22 protein-coding genes are annotated in these 21,463 nt (G+C 64.8%); 16 read left to right on the top strand and 6 right to left on the bottom strand.

Translation table 11 applies throughout. The annotated features are described in order from the left end of the window. The first annotated feature begins 57 nt into the window (after nt 1-57). The 5 genes from LGM56_RS29325 to LGM56_RS29305 all read left to right on the top strand — a co-directional run bounded on the left by LGM56_RS29325 (nt 58) and on the right by LGM56_RS29305 (nt 4,910). Complete coding sequence (locus LGM56_RS29325) at nt 58-1,065, top strand: hypothetical protein (RefSeq protein ID WP_226207492.1); 1,008 nt, start codon at nt 58-60, stop codon at nt 1,063-1,065. 222 nt (nt 1,066-1,287) lie between these two features. Further along, nucleotides 1,288-1,878, top strand: a complete 591-nt coding sequence (locus LGM56_RS29320; RefSeq protein ID WP_226207544.1) for a DUF4410 domain-containing protein — start codon at nt 1,288-1,290, stop codon at nt 1,876-1,878. 561 nt (nt 1,879-2,439) lie between these two features. Next, a complete protein-coding gene (locus LGM56_RS29315) occupies nt 2,440-3,249 on the top strand; it encodes a TlpA disulfide reductase family protein (RefSeq protein ID WP_226207491.1) in 810 nt (269 codons plus the stop codon). Nucleotides 3,250-3,440: 191 nt separating this feature from the next. Further along, complete coding sequence (locus tag LGM56_RS29310) at nt 3,441-4,277, top strand: ion transporter (RefSeq protein ID WP_226207490.1); 837 nt, start codon at nt 3,441-3,443, stop codon at nt 4,275-4,277. Nucleotides 4,278-4,427: 150 nt separating this feature from the next. Then, complete coding sequence (locus LGM56_RS29305) at nt 4,428-4,910, top strand: GlcG/HbpS family heme-binding protein (protein WP_413226809.1); 483 nt, start codon at nt 4,428-4,430, stop codon at nt 4,908-4,910. Nucleotides 4,911-4,961: 51 nt separating this feature from the next. Here the strand turns inward: LGM56_RS29305 and LGM56_RS29300 are convergent, their stop codons facing one another. Both LGM56_RS29300 and LGM56_RS29295 read right to left on the bottom strand, forming a co-directional pair. Next, nucleotides 4,962-5,165 carry a type II toxin-antitoxin system VapB family antitoxin gene (locus tag LGM56_RS29300; protein ID WP_226207488.1) on the bottom strand — a complete coding sequence of 68 codons (204 nt, stop codon included), beginning with the start codon at nt 5,163-5,165 and terminating at the stop codon, nt 4,962-4,964. A 10-nt stretch (nt 5,166-5,175) separates the two neighbouring features. Continuing rightward, nucleotides 5,176-5,844 carry a MarC family protein gene (locus LGM56_RS29295; RefSeq protein ID WP_226207487.1) on the bottom strand — a complete coding sequence of 223 codons (669 nt, stop codon included), beginning with the start codon at nt 5,842-5,844 and terminating at the stop codon, nt 5,176-5,178. A gap of 170 nt (nt 5,845-6,014) precedes the next feature. Between LGM56_RS29295 and LGM56_RS29290 the strand changes: the two genes are divergently transcribed. The 5 genes from LGM56_RS29290 (at nt 6,015) to LGM56_RS29270 (ending at nt 9,727) form a co-directional block, all read left to right on the top strand. After that, complete coding sequence (locus LGM56_RS29290) at nt 6,015-7,274, top strand: ATP-binding protein (RefSeq protein ID WP_226207486.1); 1,260 nt, start codon at nt 6,015-6,017, stop codon at nt 7,272-7,274. Nucleotides 7,275-7,558: 284 nt separating this feature from the next. Next, nucleotides 7,559-7,894 (top strand): SymE family type I addiction module toxin, encoded by a 336-nt coding sequence (locus LGM56_RS29285; protein ID WP_226207485.1) that lies wholly within the window; start codon nt 7,559-7,561, stop codon nt 7,892-7,894. After that, nucleotides 7,891-8,211: a helix-turn-helix domain-containing protein gene (locus LGM56_RS29280; RefSeq protein ID WP_226207484.1), complete on the top strand. Its 321-nt coding sequence runs from the start codon at nt 7,891-7,893 to the stop codon at nt 8,209-8,211. The genes LGM56_RS29285 and LGM56_RS29280 overlap by 4 nt, the downstream gene beginning before the upstream one ends. Before the next feature lie 530 nt (nt 8,212-8,741). Then, entirely contained in the window at nt 8,742-9,248 is a 507-nt protein-coding gene (locus LGM56_RS29275) for an antitoxin Xre/MbcA/ParS toxin-binding domain-containing protein (protein ID WP_413226806.1), read from the top strand. Beyond that, a complete protein-coding gene (locus tag LGM56_RS29270; RefSeq protein WP_226207483.1) occupies nt 9,245-9,727 on the top strand; it encodes an RES family NAD+ phosphorylase in 483 nt (160 codons plus the stop codon). Before LGM56_RS29275 ends, LGM56_RS29270 begins: the two co-directional genes overlap by 4 nt. A gap of 88 nt (nt 9,728-9,815) precedes the next feature. On the opposite strand, the gene LGM56_RS29265 is transcribed toward LGM56_RS29270, so the two are convergent. Beyond that, nucleotides 9,816-10,007 (bottom strand): hypothetical protein, encoded by a 192-nt coding sequence (locus LGM56_RS29265; RefSeq protein ID WP_226207482.1) that lies wholly within the window; start codon nt 10,005-10,007, stop codon nt 9,816-9,818. Between the two features lie 417 nt (nt 10,008-10,424). On the opposite strand from LGM56_RS29265, the gene LGM56_RS29260 reads away from it, so the two are divergent. Next, nucleotides 10,425-12,023, top strand: coding sequence for a hypothetical protein (locus LGM56_RS29260; protein ID WP_226207481.1), 1,599 nt, complete (start codon nt 10,425-10,427; stop codon nt 12,021-12,023). A 48-nt stretch (nt 12,024-12,071) separates the two neighbouring features. On the opposite strand, the gene LGM56_RS29255 is transcribed toward LGM56_RS29260, so the two are convergent. Further along, nucleotides 12,072-12,476 carry a hypothetical protein gene (locus LGM56_RS29255; RefSeq protein WP_011356516.1) on the bottom strand — a complete coding sequence of 135 codons (405 nt, stop codon included), beginning with the start codon at nt 12,474-12,476 and terminating at the stop codon, nt 12,072-12,074. Between the two features lie 381 nt (nt 12,477-12,857). Beyond that, a complete protein-coding gene (gene leuA, locus LGM56_RS29250) occupies nt 12,858-14,567 on the bottom strand; it encodes a 2-isopropylmalate synthase (RefSeq protein ID WP_226207542.1) in 1,710 nt (569 codons plus the stop codon). A 953-nt stretch (nt 14,568-15,520) separates the two neighbouring features. Between leuA and LGM56_RS29245 the strand changes: the two genes are divergently transcribed. The 4 genes from LGM56_RS29245 (at nt 15,521) to LGM56_RS29230 (ending at nt 18,827) form a co-directional block, all read left to right on the top strand. Then, nucleotides 15,521-15,910 (top strand): fucose-binding lectin II, encoded by a 390-nt coding sequence (locus LGM56_RS29245; protein WP_043178912.1) that lies wholly within the window; start codon nt 15,521-15,523, stop codon nt 15,908-15,910. Nucleotides 15,911-16,044: 134 nt separating this feature from the next. Continuing rightward, entirely contained in the window at nt 16,045-16,902 is an 858-nt protein-coding gene (locus LGM56_RS29240; RefSeq protein ID WP_226207480.1) for a fucose-binding lectin II, read from the top strand. 194 nt (nt 16,903-17,096) lie between these two features. Beyond that, nucleotides 17,097-17,837 (top strand): fucose-binding lectin II, encoded by a 741-nt coding sequence (locus tag LGM56_RS29235; RefSeq protein WP_226207479.1) that lies wholly within the window; start codon nt 17,097-17,099, stop codon nt 17,835-17,837. Between the two features lie 150 nt (nt 17,838-17,987). After that, on the top strand, nt 17,988-18,827 hold the full coding sequence (locus tag LGM56_RS29230) for an AraC family transcriptional regulator (RefSeq protein ID WP_089497955.1): 840 nt from the start codon (nt 17,988-17,990) through the stop codon (nt 18,825-18,827). Nucleotides 18,828-18,887: 60 nt separating this feature from the next. On the opposite strand, the gene LGM56_RS29225 is transcribed toward LGM56_RS29230, so the two are convergent. Then, nucleotides 18,888-20,252, bottom strand: coding sequence for a M23 family metallopeptidase (locus LGM56_RS29225; protein WP_226207478.1), 1,365 nt, complete (start codon nt 20,250-20,252; stop codon nt 18,888-18,890). Between the two features lie 341 nt (nt 20,253-20,593). Between LGM56_RS29225 and LGM56_RS29220 the strand changes: the two genes are divergently transcribed. Further along, the gene (locus tag LGM56_RS29220; protein WP_089497957.1) at nt 20,594-21,463 is read left to right on the top strand and encodes a mechanosensitive ion channel family protein; all 870 of its coding nucleotides are present in this window, start codon (nt 20,594-20,596) and stop codon (nt 21,461-21,463) included.

Here is a 21,463-nt window from a genome sequence, read left to right as displayed (position 1 = left end):
AGCGCCGTTGCACGTCGCTGCCGCCCGACGATGCGCACCCGATTCCGAGGACATCCCATGCCGAGCATCCTGGCCGCGCCCGCCAATCTCCCCCCGAGCCCCGTCGCGGCGGAAACGCGCATGGTGCACGACGTCGCGACGCTCAAGCCGTCCGACTACCGTGGGGCGGACGGTGCGTCGTGGGTCATCGCCACCGTCACGCCGGCCGCGGACAGCGGCACGAACGTGACCGGCACGACGTACTTCGACACCGCCAAAGGCCAGACCGTCCCGGTGCCCGACGCGCGACGCCGCTATGCGAATCGCGGCACGTGGCAGGTCGTCGCGAGTTCGAGCCCGTCCGTGCCCGCCACCGGCCGCTACGACTGGCTGACGCTCGCGTGGCTGCCGATCAACCGGCGGCCGCTGCCGCAAACGCCCGAGCACCTGTATTCGCCGTTCATTCGCGGCGGCACGATCGTGTATCGATGGAATCCGGCCGCGGAAGGCGGCGAGCAATTCGGCAACGTGCGGATGATTTTTCCGGAATGGACGCAGCAAGTGGCCGATGCGCTGCGGGCCGCTTCGGCAGCGTCGCCGGACGACGCCAGCGCGCCGGCCGCACCGCCCCCGCTCGATCGCCTGAAAGCGGACACGAATCCGATGACCGCCGTGCTCGACTTCAGCGATGCGCTGCGCGACGAGCCGGTCGAGAAGATCGTCGCGCGGCTGCCGGGCCTGCTACGCGTGAAGGATCTGCACGAACTGTCGGCGATCGTGTTCCTGTGCCTGTCCGGATCACGTGCGGAAGACCGGCCGCGCTTCGCGGAAGTGATCAACGGCTCGATCGCGTCGACCGACGACAGCGCGCGTCTGCTTTCGATCGCGTATGGTGCGTTCGCGGCCGGCCGTGCGCGGCCTTATCCGTTCAACGATGCGGGGCAGACGGCGCGGATCAACGACGTGTTCGGCGCGTTGAAACGGCGGACGGCGGCGCTCAATGTGCCTGTCGGGGAAGGCTCGCCCTGGTATGAGTTCTTCACCGCGTATCGGCTCGGCGGCACCGTGTCCGGCAACGGACAGTGATCGCGCGTACGGGTCAGCGCCGCGACAGCAACGCCCGATCGCCCGTACCCGCAATCTCTCGCCATGCGGTCAGCCGGCTTTCCATCCGCGTATCGCACCGCGATCCATGCATGCCGAATCGATCTTCGATCTATTCGACCTTTTGAATCGAATCGCCCGGTGTTAGATTCCCGCCCGGCCACAAAGCCATCTCAAATAACCCGAACTAAAAAAGACCAAATCATGAAATCTGTATTCCGTCATGCCACGCTGGCATTGGTGACGATCGGCTTCCTGTCGGGCTGCGCGAGCAGCGTGACACGCGACGCCAGTGATCAGGCGGGGGCCATCGCAACGGCATCGACGTCCAAATTCGGCTCGAAACCCGTGATCGTGCAAGTCACACTCGACAATGCCGCGCAGGAAGCGCTGAAAAACAACCTGAAATTCAGCCCCGAGAACCTGAAAGGGAAAATCGAAAGTGCGCTGGCCGCACGCAAGCTGCTGGCGACGGCCGGCTCGACCGATGCGATGCACCTTAACGTGGAAGTCACCGGCATTCGCACGCGCTCGAGTTTCTCGGCCGTCATGTTCGGCTTCATGGCCGGCAACGACCATGTCGACGGGACCGTGACGCTCACCGATGCCGACAACCATCCTCTCGATCGCTTCAAGGTGTCGGCATCGTATGCGCTCGGCGGCATCGCCGGCATCGACAGCATGCGCATGGACTGGCTGTACGAGAAATTCGCCGAGAAGACGCTCGCGACGCTCGATCCGGCGACCGCGGCCACGCAGGCCGACACGGCACCGGCAGCATCGAAGAAGCTGTAAGACCCGACGCCCGATGGATCGCGGATGCGCAGCCCGTCGGGCGACGGCGGTGGATCACATGCCACCGCCAATGAATGGTTTCGCCGATCGAAAACCGACCGTCGTGCAATGCGCGAGTGAATGCCCGGTGCTCGCATCTGGCAGCGGTCCTATTCCGTTTGATCAGCCGACAGGAGTCGGTTCGCGGCCGCGCCCACCGGCCGCCACCAGGCATTCACGCCCGCACGCATGACAATAAAAAATCGGCCGCCCGGGGGAGAGCGGCCGTCAAGGAGAGATCCCTGTTCGGGATGCCGGCGGACACCACTCCGGACCGGCCTGAGTATTGTTGATGAACGCGATTCCGATGACCATCAGACCGGTCTGATTTGAAGCCTGCCCGCCTGCAAATCAAGGAGTCGTGAGCCCGCCAGCTCGTTCGAATCCGCAACGCGCCGTTACGTTCTCGACGGGAACCCCCATACGCGGCGACCTGTCGAATCGCCGCACGACCGTCGACGGCTTCATCGCCGTGGCGGACAATCCCCTCTCCAGCCCCGCTCGATCACGTCCCGCCCTTTCATGCTGAGCATTGGTCCCTTCTCGATCCGCGTCGTCGCGGTAGCCGTCGCCGCGCTGCTCGCGTGGCTCGTCGCCCGTTTCATCCAGCGTCGCCCGCCGGACGGACATCACAAGACCGCATCGAGCCTGATCCTCGATGCGTTGCTGTTCGGCCTGCTCGCCGCGCGCATCGGCTACGTCGCGCAGTGGTGGCACGAATACGCCGCCGCGCCGCGCTCGATCATCGCGCTCGGCGACGGCGGCTTCGACTGGCGCATCGGCCTCGCGGCGGGAATCGTGTTCGCGGGCTGGCGCCTGCGCCGCCTGACCGCGCTGCGTCGCCCGGTGATGGCCGGCATGCTCGCGGGCGTGGCCGCATGGGGCATCGCGCAGGGCACGTTCACCACGTTGCAGCACGGCGCGCCGCCGCTTGCCGCGTTGCAGCTCGAAGCGCTCGATGCCACGCCGGTGCCGGTGCAACGCTTCGCGGGCAAGCCCGTCGTCGTGAACCTGTGGGCCACGTGGTGCCCGCCGTGCCAGCGCGAAATGCCGATCCTTGCGCAAGCGCAGCAGGAGCATCCGGGGATGACGGTGCTGATGGTCAACCAGGGCGAAGACGCGCAGGCGGTGCGCGCGTTCCTCGAACAGAAAGGGCTGCGGTTCGATCACGTGCTGCTCGATCGCACGCTGCACGCGATGAAGACCTACGGTTCGCGCGGGCTGCCGACGACGCTCTTCTTCGACGCGAAAGGCAATCTCGTCGAATCGCACATGGGCGAGATCACGGCCGCGCGGCTGAAGGATGCCGTGGCGGACCGCTTCGGGCAGTAACGCGCGTCGTCCGAGGTGCAGCCGCACCTTCACGTCCGCGCCTCGACCGCAGCCACGGGGCCGGCCGGGACTTGTTCCGGCAGATGGACGCGCTGCACGCGCCAGGCCGGATCGAGCGCGGCGGAACGTGCGACGCTGAAATCAGACACGTCCGATTGGCCGTGCCGGATGCCATCCGTAAACTCCGGCGCATGATTTCCGCACTCCAGTCCACCTTCGACGCGCTGCGCGACACCGTCGCGCGTTGCACCCGGCGCCCCGCGTTCCTCCGCAACCTCGACATCGTGGTGCTCGCACTGATCGTCGCGAGCGTGCTCGTCGTGATGGCCGACAGCGTGCACGACCTGCACGAACGGTACGGCCACGCACTCTATGCGGCCGAATGGGCATTTACGCTGCTGTTCACGGCCGAATACGTGGTGCGATTGCTATCCGCACCCAAGCCGCTTCACTACGCGCGCAGCTTCTTCGGCATCGTCGATCTCGTGTCGATCCTGCCCACCTATCTCGCGTTCTTCTTCCCCGGCCTGCATGCGCTGATCGACGTGCGGCTGCTCCGGCTGTTGCGCGTGTTCCGCATCCTCGGGCTGTCGATCTATCTCGAGGAAGGGCAGATGCTGATGCGGGCACTGACCCGCGCGCGGCGCAAGATTTTCGTGTTCATCGGCGGGATGTTCGTGCTGACGGTGATTCTCGGCACCGTGATCTTTCTCGTCGAAGGGCCCGAGAACGGCATCACGAGCATTCCGGTGGGCGTGTACTGGGCGGCCGTGACGATGAGCACGACCGGCTACGGCGACCTGACGCCGCATACGCCGCTCGGCCGGCTCATCACGTCGTGCGCGATCCTGCTCGGCTACGGGATCATCGCGTTTCCGACCGGGATCATGGGTGCGGAGCTGGTTGCGTCGGCGCTGGAGCGCACGCGTGTCAACGCACGGCCGGCCACGGGCGATGAACCGTGCTGCCCGCATTGCGGCGTCGCGCTGCCTGAGCGCGGTGCGAGCGACACGCCGAATCCAAAATAGGCCCCGTCCTATTCAGCTTCACCTCCCCTTGTTCGAAACTGGGTTTATCGAGCGGTTCGGTCACTGCATCGCCGGTCGTCACGACACGCGATGCGCACCTTGGATACGCCGCTCGTCTTCCAGCCATTTCGATAAGGAGTTCACATGATCATTCGATCGACCCTGGCGACGCTCGCCGCCGCTACGCTGACCACCGCCGCTTCCGCGCAAGTCCTTCAGGAAGGGAATCTTTCACTGACCCTGGCGACCGAAATCGCGCAGCAGACCATCCAGGCCTGCTCGGCGAGCGGCTACAACGTGGCCGTCACCGTCGTCGACCGCAGCGGCATCGCACGCGCGATGTTGCGTGCCGACCATGCCGGCCTGCATACGGTGGATGCGTCGCAACGCAAGGCCTATACGGCGCTGTCGACGAAGACGCCGACCGGCACGCTCGCCGCGAACCTGCAGAAGAACCCGGCCGCCGCGCAGATGACGGCCATCGACGGGTTCCTGGTGCTGGGCGGTGGCGTGCCGATCAAGGCCGGCGACGAAGTGATCGGCGCGGTGGGGGTGGGCGGTGCGCCGGGCGGGCATCTCGATGAAGCCTGTGCGCAGCAGGGGATCGCGCGCGTTCAGGCGAGATTGCTGTAACGGCTATGCCCGGATTCTGGCAAGTCGAACCGGCAAGGTAACGTTACGGCATTACGACTCCGGTTCCGGGCGCCGCCGTCGAATGTCTGCCATGCCGGACCGTGTCCCGCCCAGCGCCGCCAGACGTCTGGCGGCCTGGACACGCACCAGCGTGTTGATGACCTCCCGCAACAAGTCCGCTTCGTTCACCCCTGGTCCGGCCGTTTGCACGGCCTTCGCAAAGAGATCGCCGGCGATCGTCACAGTGAACCGCATGGCCTGCCCCTCACCCCGCCTGCCCGCCCAGCGTCTGCGCGAACGCCGCCAGCCCCGTCAGCATGATCTGCACACCCACGCACAGCAGCAGGAATGCCGACACCCGCATCGCCACTTTCGTCCCCTCGCTGCCGAGATAGCGCGCGAGCGTCGTCGCGCGGCTGTAGATTTGCCAGATCGCGAACGCGACGAGCGCCGCGACGGCAACCGACACCACGCCGGGGGTCAGATAGTCAACGGCCGTACGAGCCCGGTTCGCATGCAGCGCAATGCCGGCCGCGATCGAGCCGGGGCCGATCGTCAGCGGCACCGTGAGCGGGAAGAATGCACGCGCCATCAGTTTCGGCAAATCGTCGCCATGCACGGCGCTGTCGCCGCCCGGCACGTCGGGCGCGTTGAGCATCGACCATCCGGCCACGGCCACCGCGAAGCCCCCGCCGATCCGCAGCGCTTCCATCGAAATCCCGAAGAAGTTCAGCACCGGCGCGCCAATGAAAAAGATCACGAGCAGCGTGAAGAACACGTTCGTCGCGAGCTGTTTCGAAAGCGTCGCGCGCTCGGCCTCCGTCAGCGATTGCGTGCGTTCGAGAAACACGAACGCCATGCCGAACGGATTGATGATGCCGATCAGGCCGGTGAAGCCGAACAAAATTTCAGGGATCAGGCGGTCGATCGGCATCGCGATCGTGCTCCTCGGTAACGGAGAGGGAATAAAAAAAGGCGACCGGTCGAGATGACCGGCCGCCAGGAGGACACGCCTCAAAGTCCGGCGCGCGCGGGGGGCGCGCCGACCCGCAGAACCCGATTGTCGATGAAGCGCGGTGCGCGGGAAATCAGTCAGGTCTGATTTTGGGCGACGATGTTCGACGCAATTACCTCACGCGAAGGGTCGCACTGCATTTCGGGCGCACGCTGAAGAACACCAATCAAAAAAAGCGGTGGTCAGTCGTGACGAGTGGCCGCCCAAGAGATGAGAAGATTCCACGAATCGTCGCGGCGCGTAGGGTGAACGCACCACGTGTCGGCAGCGACGTAGCGGCACCGACGTACCCCGGCGCAGCGACGGTCGCGCTGTCCGTATCGGCATCGGCGGTCGATGCGACGCCGGTGACGATCCGCGTCAGCGATTCGGGGATCGGGATGACGCCCGACCAGCTCGCGCACATCTTCGAACCCTTCGCGCAGCCCGACAGGCCGATCGCGCGACGTTTCGGCGGCGCCGGCATCGGGCTGGCGCTGAGCCACAAGCTCGTGGAATCGATGGGCGGCAACATTGTGGTGGACAGCGTGCCGGGCGTCGGCTCGACGTTCGTCATTACGCTGCCGCTGCCGCTCGATCACCGTCCGGGTGCCGCGCGCGCCGATGCGAACGCGGATGCCCCCAATGCCCGCGTGCTGTTCGTCGACGACAACGCGGTGAACCGTTCGCTGATCCACGACCAGCTCGACGTCCTAGGCTATCCGGCCGATGTTGCGTCGAGCGTCGCGGAGGCGCTCGACCTCGTCGACCGACACGACTATGCGCTCGTGATGACCGATCTCAACATGCCGGGGCTCGATGGCTATGCATTTGCGCGGGTGCTGCGTGAGCGAGGCCGCGCGCGGCCGATTCTCACGGTGACGGCCCATGCCGAGCCGGATGAAATGCGTCTCGCGCGGGAAGCGGGGATCGACGAGATCGCCGCCAGAACGACGTCGTTGAAGTCGCTGGAACTGGCGATCACGAAGCACACGGGTCCGTCAAAGGCGCCGCATTCTCCGCCGCCGTCGCGTCGGCATGGGCCGCTGCCCCATGATCTGCACAAGGTGCTTTCCGACACCGCGTACCGGTCGAATGGCGCAATCGCTCGGGCGCTACAGGATGGTGACTTGAAGGCTGCCAGTAGGGAGATCCACAGCATGCGCGGCGCGTTCGCGATGCTCGGCGAGCATGAGATATCCGAGGTTTGCGCGTCGATGGAAGCGTTGGCGCTGGCGGGCGACGCTGCGGCGTTCGCACGTGAGTTCGAGCGATATCGGCACGATGCGAACGAGATCCTCGTGCGACGTGCGGCTGGCGAGTCGCAACAGTTGGCTGACACGTTTTCTGACATATCGGCGATGAAATGACGAAGCGGTTCGCCAGCGCAACTGCCCCGGAATCGTTGGACTTCAAGCGCGCAAGACATCGGCCGAATGGCCCATGTCGATAAAACCGTACAAGACCGATATCAGCCAGCAGTCAATCTCGGTAGAGTGGTTACACGTTCTCGCGTGGAAGGTTCATTCATTTCGACATGCCAATCATGTAACGGAATGGCGAACGAAATCCACTGCGTCAACGAGCGCGGCCCGCAGGTGACAACAACACCTGCGAGCCGCTGACCACAACCAACTCAACACAGGAGTTGACCATGGCTGGCGCGAATCATAACGCACCGACGTATTTCCGCGATTGTTTTTTCTCCCCGCAATCGTCCTCTCAATCTGGCCGCCTCGTCCCGCACGTCAGGCTGACCGACATGGCACCGCCTGTCATGTATCTGTGGACGAAATTGTGCGGTCGGTGGATCGAAGCAGCGGGTTTCGATCCGGAGCAACGCTTGCAGATCGAGGTATCGCACAAGCGGCTGGTGATTACCCCAATCGATGATGCGGGCAGCGATTATCGCGTAAGGCACGAGCGCCCCGATGGCGGTCCCGCGACGGGACAGCAACTGGAATCGGTGATGGCAGGAGAAGCACAATGAATCACGACGCCCCGAACCAATACACCGATGGCGTGCCGGCCGATTTCGACTTCTACGACGTCGGGGAACTGGCGGCCAAGTCCGCGCTCGTGCTGAAGCTCAATGCGCTGATCGCGTCGCGTGGCCTGAGCGACGAAGAAGCCGCTGCGCTGGCCGAGATGACCCGGCCGGTGGTCACCCCCGAGCAGCGCGACAGGCTTCGGAACGTTTCGCTGGAAACGCTGATGGTGACGCTCGCATCGCTCGGCCAGCATGTGGAAATCGTGGTGCGGCCCGCGACGGAATCGGGGCCGGTGGGTATCACGGTTTCGGTCTGACGGTTGGTGAAGTAGACGGAAAGTCGTGTGTGCGGTGGCCGGTTCCGGCCGCCGCCATTCCGACTCAGGCGACGTGCCCTCGGTCGCATCAGGGTGCCCACTGCGCCTGCGAATAGAAGTGTGTAGTACCGGAATATTTTCAGCGCTCGCATAAGGCAGCGTAAGGAGTAGCGCCATCAATGGATAGCATGACTGCGACCGAGCCCAACGGTCGCCGCCAAAGCCCCTCCGATACCACACGTATTCAATTTAACGTGAACGATCGTTACAACCAATCAGACCAGGCTGATTCCGCGATCCGTCGCAGACATCGAAAGTCGCACAATAAACAATCGGTCACGTGTAAGCGCCATCCATAGCTTTTCCAACCGCCGTGTCGTATGCAAAACGGGGGCGATAGCGCCCCGATAAGTGTCGATCGCCCCGACTTTGGGAGCACCATCATGCTTACTGAACGAGAACCTCTTGACTCTCATTTGAATAAATCTAAAATGAGAATATCTATACTCCCATTTGAGAGTCAACTTACCATGGCACGGAATCAACCCAGCAGCCGTGTTGCGACTGCTCGCTCGGCTCCAGCAAAAGCGGCCAAGCCGTCAGTCAGCATGAAGCAGCTTCGTACCCACGACTCGGATATCGAAATGTTTCTTTGTCGATTCGATGCGCTTGAGCAACGCAAACAGATTCGCGAAGGGATGGAATCCAACATCATTGACCGTGTCGCCAAGAATCTGTTGCATGTGCCCGTCCAAACCTTTCTCGCGAGTCTCGGTCTCCCGAGCTCGACGATTCTGCGAAAGATCGCGCGAGAAGAACGTCTGTCACCTGCGGAATCCGATCGCGTCGCGCGCGTGCTTTACGTATTCCGGCTCGCTGCCGATGTGTTCGAAAACGAGGCGCTTGCGGCCGAATGGATGCAATTGCCACACTCAGAGCTTGCTGGGATGTGGCCGCTCGAATTGCTGGATTCTCAGCCCGGATATGACCGCGTACGGGATATCCTGATGCGGGTCATTCACGGAATCGGGGCATGAGGGTATATCGGCTCGCCAAGGAACGGCGCGGCTATTACCGAGCCGACGATCTGAGCGGAAATGGCGCTGCGTTGGCGGGCGGACGCTGGAACCCGCGCGGCATGCGCGTCGTGTACACGTGTGCGCACGCGTCGACTGCACTGCTAGAGGCGCTGGTACATATGGCCGGCTTAATGCCGGCCGGTGGATATCATCTGGTGGCTCTCGAGGTGCCGGATAACGCCTACAACGAAGCGTTCGTCCCTGCACTACCGGATGGTTGGGCAGACCTCACGCGTGATCCAGACGCCACAATGAAACAGGGCAGACAATGGCTTGAAGCAGGCGAACAATTGGCAATGCGTGTGCCGTCGGTCGTGTGTCCAACCGACACCAATCTGCTGCTCAACCCGTTGCACTCTGACATGAGCACCGTCAAGGTCATCAGCACTACCCCTTTCATACTGGGCCCGCGCCTGTTCGGCCATGCGCCCAAATGAATCCGATGCGTGCGAAAACCGCGCTGCCCGCTAGCCCGTCCGATTGTCGTCAGGCAGACTGGGCAACCCTCATAACACCACCACCAACTTACTGCTGAATCGTCGCCTGCGCCGCCGGCTTCTCGACCAGCGCAGCCATCGCCCGCTGATCCGCCTGCGCTTCGAGCTGCTGGCGCAGCACGTTCTTCGCCGCGTCGACCGTGCGCGCGGCGAGGTCGTCCGTGTTCATGCGGATGCGCCCGTCGGCATCGCGCAGGTTCTTCGTCGCAGCATCGAACATCGTCTGTCCTCTCGATCGAGTTGAGGCCGAACGACCCGGCCCCGAATGTCTCGCATTAAAAACGCAGACGACATCGATCTCCATCAGACAGGTCTTACATCGCCGCCGCGATACGCCCGAATCAGACTCGGCCTACGCGCACACGTCCCACGGGCTTCCCCGGCGACTTTCGTACGAGTTACGTACTAGTCAAAATATGAAATTAGTCCGTTTAGGACTTGTCCGATTCAATTGCCAACGGTACCTGCCTAAAGTGGAGTGCATCACGGCACCGGCGTCTTCCACCACATCCGGAACGACAGCCCGTCACGCCATCCGGCGCCATGCTTCGCATCGCGAAGTGTTGTCAGCCCTCCCCGATTCACGATGCAGCCGATCGTCGCCCGATGCGCGAGCGGCTTTCCGGAGAGAACCCACATGCAGATCACCCCGCACGACATGCCCACGCTTGCCGACATCCCTCGACTTCCGCTCGATCTCGCCGATACGACGCAAACCGCTCCGATCGAAGCGAAGGCCGCGCCCGGCGTGCTCGACGAATCCGTCGCCGCCGCCACGCAAACGCTGATCGAACGCGGCGATCTCGCACGCGCTGCCGAGCTCGCGGTCATGCACTGGCAACAGCATCCCGCGTCGCCTGCGGCGGCGTTCAATTGCGGTTACGCGCTTCAGATGGCCGGGCGTCACGCGGAAGCGATCGTCCCGTATCGCAAGACGCTCGCGCTCGCTCCCGCGTGGCCGTCGCTGAAGCACAATCTCGCGCTCGCGATCCGGCTGTCGGGCGGCGATCCCGACCTGGAACACGCATTCATCGAGGGCGCGCTCGACGACGATCCGAACCACGCGCAGGCGTGGACCAACGCAGTCATCACGCGCATCAACCGCTTCGACCTGGACGGCGCGCTGCGCGCGGCCACCCGTGCCGTGGCGCTTGCGCCGGATAGCGCGCTCGCGGCCAACAACGCGGCCACCGCGCTCAAGGAAGCGCAACGATGGGGCGAAGCCGAGCAATACGCGCAGAGCGCGTGCTCGCTCGATCCGCACGACCAGACGCACCGCCACAACCTGTCGCTGCTACGGCTCGCGCGTGGCGACTTCACGTCGGGATGGGCTGACTACGAGGCGCGCTGGCACGGCGCAGCGGAACTGCGCGGCACGCTGCCCGAGTTTGCTCGGCCGCGCTGGTGCGGCGAATCGCTTGCCGGAAAGACGCTGCTCGTCTGGGGCGAACAAGGCATCGGCGACGTACTGCAGTTCAGCCGCTATGTGCCGCTGCTCGCGGAGCGCGTGCATCGCGAAGGCGGGCGGCTCGTGTGGAATGCGTTTCCGCAGATGGGCGCGCTGATCGCGCGCAGCCTCGGCGATCATGCCGACGTGTTCGATACCCGCACCCGCGTCGAGCACCTGCCCCACTTCGACTACGAACTGCCGCTGATGAGCATTCCTTGGATGCTCGGCCTCGACGCGGACACCCTCTTCACGTCCGTGCCGTACCTCCATGCTGACGCCGGCGCTACCGACGCATGGCGCCACGCGTTGTCCGGCGAGAAGCGGCTGAAGGTCGGCCTTGCGTGGACAGGCAGCCTCAACCATCAACGCAACCGCTTCCGCCGGGTCGGGCTCGAACGCTACGCCGATGCATTCGCCGGCCTGCAGAAGGACGTCGCGTTCTATTCGCTGCAACCGGGCGCGCAGCATGACGTCGAAGCCGCGAAAGCGGCCGGGTTCGACGTGACCGACATGACGCGCGAATGGAAGACGCTCGACGACACCGCCGCGTTCGTCGGTGCGCTCGACTTGGTGATTACCGTCTGCACGTCGGTCGCGCACCTGAGCGGCGCGCTTGGCCAGTCCACCTGGGTGCTGCTCGATGCGAACCCGCATTGGATCTGGCAGCACGACCGGCGTGACAGCCCGTTCTATCCGAGCGCGGCGCTTTATCGCCAGCGGAATTTTGCCGATTGGCAGCCCGTGCTCGACGAGGTGGCCGCGGATCTGCGGGGTCTCGTCGGCTGATAGGCGAGCACGGGCGCTAGCGTTGCCGATTTGCGGCCGACGGACATCCTACGGCTGCGAAAACACCATCACACGCCCTTGCACACGCTGGAGCTTGAGCCAGCCCATGTCGGCGGTGAAACGCAGTTGCTGCAACGGGAAGTCGAACTGCGCCTCTCCGGCGGCGCTCACGACCGCCTGGGCGATCCAGCGGATCAGCGCCTTCCCTTCGTCGGTCGTCACACTGCCGTTCTGCACGCCGTAAAAATAGCGATTCCCGGCGTTGACCTCGTTCTGCAGCTGCATCCAGTGCCCCGGCAACCCCTGCAGGGTTCTGAACAGGTCAGCGACCCGTTGCGTCGTGAGGCCGCGCGCCCACAGCGCGCCGTTTGCAGCCGGCCGCGCCAGATTGTGGCGATCCGCTGCCTGGGCCTGTTCCTTGATCTGTCCCCTCAGGGAATCATCCTTCGACATGCCGCACTCCTCATGGTGATAGGCGCGGGAGAACAGCCTCGCGCGCGCATGCACGATACGCCCATTACGAGAAGTCATCGCCTGTCAGGTATGTCAGGCCTCAATATCGTCCATCCGTCCCCGTCACGCTTTCCTCTTCCCCTTCAACACGAACGCCGCTGCCGGATACCGCGCCATCGCGAACCGTATTGTGATTCCATGACCGGGCGGAAGAGGTTTCGGGTGTATCCGTCGCGCAAGCATCGCGACGCGAAGACCCGCGCGCGGGTGGATTTCAAGAAGGCGGAACTGCGTGCCGCGCTCTCAGGATCGCGCGGCAGCAACCGCACGGACGACGACGCAGCCGCACCGCCCCCCCCCGGCGCGGCCACCAAGCCCCGCTTACGCGACAGCCGTCACCGCCGCTTGCGCCCCAAAAAACGTCGCCTGCACCGCTTCGTCCGCACGCGCATACGCGCGGTTGATGCCGCTGATCACCGCGCGGATCGACGCTGTCGTCAGGTTCGCGTCGATGCCGACGCCGAACGCGCTGCCGCGCACGCCGGTGCCGGCCAGTTCCGCGATCGCGATCGCCTTCGCATCGGCGCCTTGCGACAACGCACGCTCCTCGTAGTGCTGGATCCGCAGCGGCGTACGCAACGCATGCATCAGCGCATCGAGCGGGCCGTTGCCTTCACCCCGCAGCACGCGGCGCTCGCCGTGCACGTCGGCCGTCAGCACGATCGTCTCGCGGCCGTCGCGCTCGGTCAGTTCATGGCCGACATAACGCAGCGGCGCATCGCCTTCCACGTATTCCTGCTGGAACAGCGACCAGATCTGCGCGCTCGTCACCTCGTGCCCGCTCTCGTCGGTCAGGCGCTGCACGGCCGCGCTGAAATCGACCTGCATGCGGCGCGGCAGCGCGACGCCGTAGCCCTGTTCGAGCAGATACGCGATGCCGCCCTTGCCCGATTGGCTGTTCACGCGAATGATCGAGTCGTACGTGCGGCCGAGGTCGTTCGGATCGATCGGCAGATACGGGACTTCCCATACAGCGTCGGCACGCTGTACCGCGAAGCCCTTCTTGATCGCGTCCTGGTGCGAGCCGGAGAACGCGGTGAACACGAGGTCGCCGACATACGGATGGCGCGGGTGGACCGGCAACTGCGTGCATTCCTCGGACGTGCGCGCGACTTCGTTGATCTGCGAGAAGTCGAGGCCCGGGTCGACGCCCTGCGTGTACAGGTTCAGCGCGAGCGTGACGAGATCGACGTTACCGGTGCGCTCGCCGTTGCCGAACAGGCAGCCCTCGATCCGGTCGGCACCGGCCATCACCGCGAGCTCGGCCGCCGCCACCGCGGTGCCGCGGTCGTTGTGCGGATGCACGGACACGATCAGCGCGTCGCGGCGCGCGAGGTTGCGGTGCATCCATTCGATCTGGTCCGCGTAGAAGTTCGGCGTGCCGACTTCGACGGTGGCCGGCAGGTTCACGATCGCCTTGTGCTCCGGCGTCGGCTGCCACACGTCGAACACGGCGTCGCACACTTCCTTCGCGAAATCGAGCTCGGTCGCCGTGAAGGTTTCCGGGCTGTATTGCAGCGTGAAATGCGTATCGGTCGCGGCGTCGGCGAAGCGCTTGATCGTGCGCGCGGCGTTCACCGCGAGCGTCTTCACGCCGTCGCGGTCGAGGCCGAACACGATCTTGCGGAATTCCGGCGCGGTCGCGTTGTACAGGTGCACGATCGCGCGCTTCGCGCCGCGCAGCGAGTCGAAGGTGCGCTCGATCAGGTCGTCGCGCGCCTGCGTGAGCACCTCGATCGTCACGTCGTCGGGAATGTGGCCGCCTTCGATCAGCTCGCGCACGAAGTTGAAGTCGGTCTCGGACGCCGACGGGAACGCAACCTCGATCTCCTTGAAACCGATCGCGACCAGCATCTTGAACATCCGCATCTTGCGCGCGGCGTCCATCGGCTCGAACAGCGACTGGTTGCCGTCGCGCAGGTCGGTGCTCATCCAGATCGGCGCTTGCGTGATCGTGCGCGTCGGCCACATGCGGTTCGGCAGGTTGACGGGCGTGAACGGTCGGTACTTCGTCGCGGGGTTCTTCAGCATCATGATGTTCGGTCCTAGGTCGGTGGGTCGGGAACCCGCGGCGCGCTGGCCATACGTCGGGGTGGCAGGCTGCGCGCGCAGCGGTAGAAACGGGTGAAAGCGGCACAACGGCAAAGCGGTAAGGCGAGCGACAGCCTTGGCGGTTGTGCGACCGGGACGGAGCGGAGCGATTCGGAAGAAGGACGAACTCAGGCGCCGGTCGACAACCGGGGCCAGGTCGGTGATGCGGGGGAAATCTGGCGCTTCAGGAAAGAAGCAGATGGAAAGCGCGCAGCCGCAGACCCAGCCCGGAGAAACGGGCTAGTAGTCGTAGCGAGAAGAGGGGCTGGGCGGCTTGCATGGCCGAAATCAAATCACAGGGGGATGGGGGCTGTCAACGGGCTAGGCGCACATGGCGCGGAATTTGTTCGCTCAGAATCAGTCCTGTCCGATAGGCGGCGCGCCGCCCCGTCGATATGCTTCATGGGTGCGGCGCCGGTGAGGCCCCTGTTCACGTTCGGAGTGAGTTGGTCTACGTACTTCGCCGGTTGCCGCACCCCCTCCTGTAGCAATCAATCGGGTTTCGGTGTGGGCGTTCGGTGGTGGCCGGTGGGCGCGGCCACGACCGAGATGCTGATGTTGAAACCAACGCTGCCATATGCGAACGCCGAGCGTCCGCGCCGAAGCCCGATTGCCCCCACCTCCCTCCCCGCCCGTTCCGCCTGCGCAACCGCGCATCGTTCAGGAAATTGATACGCCCGTCGATATAGTTTCTCGAATATATCGCAACACCTTCGATTAAACGCAGTTCATTAAATCGATTAGCCGCCATTTTCGATTTTCTGAACAATGGCCATTCCCCGTCGATTATTTTTTTATTTATTTTTCGGCATGCTCGGTACGTCGCATTTCAAACGGCAAACGTTTGCGCGACATAGCTGTAAGCCTTATCCATCATTCCTCAGGAGGAAAGCATGGCCGATTCTCAAACGTCATCCAATCGCGCCGGCGAGTTTTCGATTCCGCCGAATACCGATTTTCGCGCGATTTTCTTCGCGAATGCCGCCGAGCAGCAGCACATCAAGCTGTTTATCGGCGACAGCAAGGAACCCGCCGCGTATCACAAGCTGACGACGCGCGACGGCACGCGCGAAGCGACGCTGAATTCCGGCAACGGCAAGATCCGCTTCGAAGTGTCGGTGAACGGCAAGCCGTCGGCCACCGACGCGCGCCTCGCGCCGATCAACGGCAAGAAATCGGACGGCTCGCCGTACACGGTCAACTTCGGGATCGTCGTGTCGGAAGACGGCCACGACAGCGACTACAACGACGGCATCGTCGTGCTCCAGTGGCCGATCGGCTGAGCTGACGCGCACCCGACGCGCATCTGACGCCTCACCCCCGCCGGCCGCCTCCGGGCCGGCCGGCGGTTGCGCACCGCCTTCCGCGGCACCGCCCCCTTTTTGCATCGAAACCCGCCCAACCAACGGAGACATCCATGCCCCTCCTTTCGGCTTCGATCGTCAGCGCCCCCGTGGCGACCTCGGAAACCTACGTCGACATCCCGGGCCTGTACATCGACATCGCCAAGGCAGAGATTCGAGACGGGAAACTGCAGGTCATCCTCAACGTGCCGACGCCGTACGCGACCGGCAACAATTTCCCCGGCATCTATTTCGCGATCGCGACCGACAAGGGCGTCGTCGCGGACGGCTGCTTCACCTATTCGTCGAAAGTGCCCGAAGCCACCGGGCGCATGCCGTTCACGCTCGTCGCGACGATCGACGTCGGCACCGGCGTCACGTTCGTGAAGGGCCAGTGGAAAAGCGTGCGCGGCAGCGCGATGCACATCGATTCGTACGCGAGCCTGTCCGCGATCGGCGACACGACCGCGCAATCGTCGTCGTCCGGCAGTGGAAGCGGCGGCGGTGAAGCTGGCGCGGGTGGCAACCCGGGCAGCGCGGGCGGCTCGGGTAGCACGGGTAGCGGCACGATCGGCGGCGGCGGCGAGCGCGACGGCACGTTCAACCTGCCGCCGAACATCAAGTTCGGCGTCACCGCGCTCACGAATGCCGCGAACGACCAGACGATCGACATCTACATCGACGACAACCCGAAACCGGCCGCCACGTTCAAGGGTGCCGGCGTGCAGGACCAGAACCTCGGCACCAAGGTGCTCGACTCCGGCAAGGGGCGCGTGCGCGTGATCGTGATGGCGAACGGCAAGCCGTCGCGGCTCGGCTCGCGGCAGGTCGACATTTTCAAGAAGTCGTACTTCGGGATCGTCGGCTCGGAAGACGGCGCCGACGACGACTACAACGACGGCATCGTGTTCCTGAACTGGCCGCTGGGCTGAGCACGACGATTCACGGCGCGGCAGGGCGTGCGCGCCGTGGTCGAATCCCCAATGGCGACGGGGCCAACTCCACATTGCGAACCGATTCATTCGAGCAGTCAGTCGTAGTTCCACTGCTGTACTCCGTACGCGGCAACGGCGAAATCCATTCACCGGCCGCGCAACGCGAGACCTTTCATCGAGACGAGGACGACATGTCACAACCGTTTACCCATGACGATCTGTACGCCCTGCTGCAACTCGCCGGCAACGATGCCACCGCCGTCCAGGCGAACGGCGACCAGGCGGTGCTCGACCGCATGCGCCAGTTCATGACCGCGCAGCTCGTGGAAAAGCTGCCGCAATACGACGTGTTCGTCGATATCGCGACGATCCCGTACAGCTTCGACGTCGGCAGCTGGCAGAACAAGGTGAAGGCCGATGCGGCCGGTCAGGTGGTCGCCTGCACAGTGACGTGGGCCGGCGCGCCCGGTGTGCTGCCCGGCGCCGCGGCGAAGTTCGGCGTCGGCGCGGTGGTCAACTACTTCTCGAAAGCGACGCCGCAGCCGCAACCCACGCAGCCGGATCCCACGACGACCGGCGGCGGCGAACGCGACGGCGTCTTCAACCTGCCGCCGAACATCGCGTTCGGCGTGACCGCGCTGGTCAATTCGTCGGCGCAGCAGACGATCGAGGTCTTCGTCGACGACAACCCGAAACCGGCCGCGACGTTCCAGGGCGCCGGCACGCAGGACGCGAACCTGAACACGCAGATCGTGAACTCCGGCAAGGGGAAGGTGCGCGTGGTCGTGACGGCGAACGGCAAGCCGTCGAAGATCGGCTCGCGCCAGGTCGACATCTTCAAGAAGACCTACTTCGGTCTGGTCGGATCGGAAGACGGGACGGACGGTGACTACAACGACGGGATCGCGATCCTGAACTGGCCACTGGGCTGAGCCGCATAAGCTCGCCTCCCATCGCCACGCCGCGCGGCGTGGCGATCCGCGTGGACGCCCCTGCCCGCCCGCGCCCCGCCCCTGCAAGAACGATCAAACGCCCCCGCCGCCGATACCATATAGTCCGCCCGACACGCTCATTGGAAAGCCATGAATCCGGTAGGACAAGCACTCTGGTTTATCGAAACCAAACTGGACCACGAACTGACGCTCGACAGGATTTCCGCCAATTGCGACATGACGCGCTTCGGCTTCTCGCGCCTGTTCTCGATGAACACCGGCTGGCCGGTGATGCGCTATGTGCGGTCGAGGCGACTGACGCGTGCGGCACGCGCACTGGCCCAAGGCGCGCCGGACATCCTGCAGGTGGCGCTCGATGCCGGTTATGGCTCCCATGAGGCGTTCACGCGCGCGTTCCGCGATTGCTTCGGCATCACGCCCGAAGACGTGCGGGCACGGCGCACGCTTGACGGGTTGTCTCTAGTGGAGCCGCTTCGCATGAAAGAACTGAAGATCATCGACGTCGTACCGTCACGCTTCGAAACCACCGGCAAGCGGCTGATCGCCGGCATGAGCGACCGGTACACCTTCGAAACCAACGAAGGCATTCCGGCGCTGTGGCAAGCGTTCATCCCATACATCGGTACCCTACCCGGCCAGGTCGACGATGTGACCTACGGCGTATGCTGCAACCCCGATGCGGATGGCAGCTTCGAATACATCGCGGGCGTGGAAGTGACGAGCCGCGACCGGTTGCCCGCACCCTTTCGCTGGATCGCACTCGAACCGCAGCGGTATGCGGTCTTCGAACACGTCGGGCATATCTCCACGCTGCACCAGACGTTCTACAGCATCTGGAACGGCTGGCTGCCGACGTCAGGATTCAAGGCGGTCGACGCGCCCGAGTTCGAGCGCTACAGCGCAGACTACGATCCGGTGACGGGCGCCGGCGTGCTTGAAATCTGGCTGCCTGTCGAGCCGGCTGCGTAAGCGGTTTGCCTTGATCGGCCGCGGCGTGGCTCGTCGCGGCCGACGGCACCTCGCCAACCGTCAACCGGCCCGCGATCCGGCGGGCTCCGACATCGCCACCGGCTGCGACCACCCGGCCGACGCCAGCCGCGTGCGTGCATCGACTACCACGCGATTGAACGCAACGCGCCGTTCGCCCTTCAGCTTCGCTGCCTTGCCCGCCTGCACCAGCGCGACCGGGTCGACGAGACGGGCATGCCGCCGAACCTCGAAGTGCAGATGCGGCCCCGTGGCCGTACCCGTGCTGCCGACCGCGCCGACACGCTGGCCGCGCGCAACCCGCATGCCGGTTCGCAGTGCCGGCTCGAATGCCGACAGGTGCGCGTAATACGACGCATAACCGCCGTCATGACGAATCACCACGTACTTGCCGTAGCCGCGCGGCTCGGTGCCGATGAACGAGACGACGCCGCGCTCCGACGCGTGAACCGCACGCCCGGCCGGCGCCGCGAGATCGACGCCGGAATGCACGTGACGTGCGCCGGTGACCGGATGCACGCGCGTACCGAAATGCGAGCTGATCCGGTTTGCGCTGACCGGCATCGCAAACCGCGCGCCGGCGACGGGCATGCCGTCGAGGTCGTAATAGGCGCCCGGCGAGCCGGCATCGGGCGCAAACCACACGGCCGCGACGTGCTGGCCGTGCAAGCGAAGCTCGAGCGCCGTCACGCGCACGCCGCCCGGCAGTTTGCCCTCGCTGTCCGGTTCGTAGGCGACGCGGAACGTGTCGCCAAGCGCACCGTGCTGTTTCAGGTCGATGCGACCGGCGAGCATGCGGGTGATCTGCGCGGCAACGCCGGCCGGCAGATCCGCGCGCGCCAGCGACGCCTGCAGGCTGCCGACGATCGCGCCGGCCCGCGCGCCGCGCTCGGCTTGCGCGAACATGAACGGCTCGGCGCCGGCAAGATCGACGGGGCGCCGTTCGAACGCGGCGGGCTCGCCCGTCGCGGGCAACGCCGACGCAAGACCGTAATCGAACCGCGACGCGTACGCGCGTTCGACCGCGCCGCGCGCCGCGTCGCACAGCACGCGGTAAGCCACGCACGCACCGAAGCGCGCCACGGGGTCGTCGCGTTCGCCGGCCGTCGGCGCGGTCGCCGCATGCGACGTGTAGGCGACGTCGAGCGGCGCGGCCGTCGATGCGTGCAAGCCGCCCCACGTCGTGCGCGCGGCATTGAAAAAGGGCACGTCGACAAGGTCGGCCGTCATGGGCGAAAACGGCGCGGCGTCGTGCGACGCATCTGCCACCGCACCCGGTGCGCCGGCCACACAGGCCGCCGCGATGACACCGCGCAGCAACGCGCGGCGCATCGGGAAACCATGAACGCCGCGCTGTGCGGGTTGACCTTGTTCGCGTGCGAGACGGAAACGCAGGTCTAACCGCATGACGTCGTCACTCGCTGTCTGTCAGTAAAAAATCGGGAAAGAACCGGGTATCGCGGAGGAACGATCGTCGCGACCCGGCAACGTGAAAACGAGTGTAGCGGCGCGCTCGACGCTGCTGAATAGGACTAGTCTCATTTGATGGAAAAGCCGCTTAGTACAAAAACGAAACCGCGATTTCGCGGCCCGGCGGCACGGTCATGCGGCATTCGACCCCACCCGTTCGGGCGAACCATTGTGTGCCGCGTACAGTCGAACGCTGCCCGGCGCGTAAGCGCGAGCCTGCCCGATGACGGCGGGCACGCCACGCGTCACGCATGTTTCTTCAACCCGGAAACCCGTTAATGTTTCTCGATCAACTACATCCGGAACGCTGGACGTTCCTGTGGAACGCGCTGTCCACCCTCTCCCTCAAGTTGTGCGCCGGCCTGGCGCTGCTCGTCGCCGGCTGGTGGCTGTCGAAACGCATCGGCAACTGGCTGAATCGCCTGCTCTCGAACAAGGAGCGCGTCGACGACACGCTGCGGCCGATCCTCTGCGACGTCGCCGTGTGGGGCATCCGCATCGTCGCGATCGTCGGCGCACTGTCGCAGCTCGGCATCGAAACCGCGAGCATCGTGGCGGTGCTCGGCGCGGCCGGCCTCGCGATCGGGCTCGCGCTGCAGGGCACGATGCAGAACATCGCGGCCGGCATCATGCTTCTGCTGCTGCGGCCGTTCAAGGTGGGCGACTATATCGACGGCGGCACGGGCGTCGCTGGCACCGTCGACGAGGTCGGGCTCTTCATGACGCGGCTGACGAAGCCGGACGGCATCTGCGAATACGTGCCGAACAGCGCGCTGTGGGGCAGTTCGATCCGCAACTACACGCGCAACCCGACGCGCCGCCTCGATCTCGAAGTGGAAGTGTCGGTGCATGACGATATCGATCGCGCGCTCGACGCGCTGCGCAAGCTTGCGCTCGCCGACCCCGACGTGCTACAGGATCCCGAGCCGAACGTGATGGTGATGCGCTTCGACGACAGCACCGCGATCGCGAACGTTCGCGTGTGGACGCACACCGACAAGTTCTGGGACATGCGCTGGCGTCTGGCGCGGCAGGCTCGCAAGGCACTCGCGGACGCGAACTGCGCGCTGCCGATCCGCACGCGCGAGCTGCACATCGTGCATGACGCGGAGCGTCGCACCGACCGCGCGCAAACGCACGCGCTGTAA

Source organism: Burkholderia sp. AU38729, assembly GCF_020419725.1.
In the GTDB taxonomy this organism is placed as follows: domain Bacteria; phylum Pseudomonadota; class Gammaproteobacteria; order Burkholderiales; family Burkholderiaceae; genus Burkholderia.
The sequence above is the reverse complement of the archived record's forward strand: the minus strand, read 5'-3'. Positions and strand labels throughout refer to the sequence as shown.

Bases quoted from the DNA above. Each gene is read 5' to 3' on its own strand.
- LGM56_RS29325 (WP_226207492.1), top strand. From the start codon at position 58: ATGCCGAGCATCCTGGCCGCGCCCGCCAATCTCCCCCCGAGCCCCGTC.
- LGM56_RS29320 (WP_226207544.1), top strand. From the start codon at position 1,288: ATGAAATCTGTATTCCGTCATGCCACGCTGGCATTGGTGACGATCGGC.
- LGM56_RS29315 (WP_226207491.1), top strand. From the start codon at position 2,440: ATGCTGAGCATTGGTCCCTTCTCGATCCGCGTCGTCGCGGTAGCCGTC.
- LGM56_RS29310 (WP_226207490.1), top strand. From the start codon at position 3,441: ATGATTTCCGCACTCCAGTCCACCTTCGACGCGCTGCGCGACACCGTC.
- LGM56_RS29300 (WP_226207488.1), bottom strand. From the start codon at position 5,165: ATGCGGTTCACTGTGACGATCGCCGGCGATCTCTTTGCGAAGGCCGTG.
- LGM56_RS29295 (WP_226207487.1), bottom strand. From the start codon at position 5,844: ATGCCGATCGACCGCCTGATCCCTGAAATTTTGTTCGGCTTCACCGGC.
- LGM56_RS29285 (WP_226207485.1), top strand. From the start codon at position 7,559: ATGGCTGGCGCGAATCATAACGCACCGACGTATTTCCGCGATTGTTTT.
- LGM56_RS29280 (WP_226207484.1), top strand. From the start codon at position 7,891: ATGAATCACGACGCCCCGAACCAATACACCGATGGCGTGCCGGCCGAT.
- LGM56_RS29275 (WP_413226806.1), top strand. From the start codon at position 8,742: ATGGCACGGAATCAACCCAGCAGCCGTGTTGCGACTGCTCGCTCGGCT.
- LGM56_RS29270 (WP_226207483.1), top strand. From the start codon at position 9,245: ATGAGGGTATATCGGCTCGCCAAGGAACGGCGCGGCTATTACCGAGCC.
- LGM56_RS29265 (WP_226207482.1), bottom strand. From the start codon at position 10,007: ATGTTCGATGCTGCGACGAAGAACCTGCGCGATGCCGACGGGCGCATC.
- LGM56_RS29260 (WP_226207481.1), top strand. From the start codon at position 10,425: ATGCAGATCACCCCGCACGACATGCCCACGCTTGCCGACATCCCTCGA.
- LGM56_RS29255 (WP_011356516.1), bottom strand. From the start codon at position 12,476: ATGTCGAAGGATGATTCCCTGAGGGGACAGATCAAGGAACAGGCCCAG.
- leuA (WP_226207542.1), bottom strand. From the start codon at position 14,567: ATGCTGAAGAACCCCGCGACGAAGTACCGACCGTTCACGCCCGTCAAC.
- LGM56_RS29245 (WP_043178912.1), top strand. From the start codon at position 15,521: ATGGCCGATTCTCAAACGTCATCCAATCGCGCCGGCGAGTTTTCGATT.
- LGM56_RS29240 (WP_226207480.1), top strand. From the start codon at position 16,045: ATGCCCCTCCTTTCGGCTTCGATCGTCAGCGCCCCCGTGGCGACCTCG.
- LGM56_RS29235 (WP_226207479.1), top strand. From the start codon at position 17,097: ATGTCACAACCGTTTACCCATGACGATCTGTACGCCCTGCTGCAACTC.
- LGM56_RS29230 (WP_089497955.1), top strand. From the start codon at position 17,988: ATGAATCCGGTAGGACAAGCACTCTGGTTTATCGAAACCAAACTGGAC.
- LGM56_RS29225 (WP_226207478.1), bottom strand. From the start codon at position 20,252: ATGCGGTTAGACCTGCGTTTCCGTCTCGCACGCGAACAAGGTCAACCC.
- LGM56_RS29220 (WP_089497957.1), top strand. From the start codon at position 20,594: ATGTTTCTCGATCAACTACATCCGGAACGCTGGACGTTCCTGTGGAAC.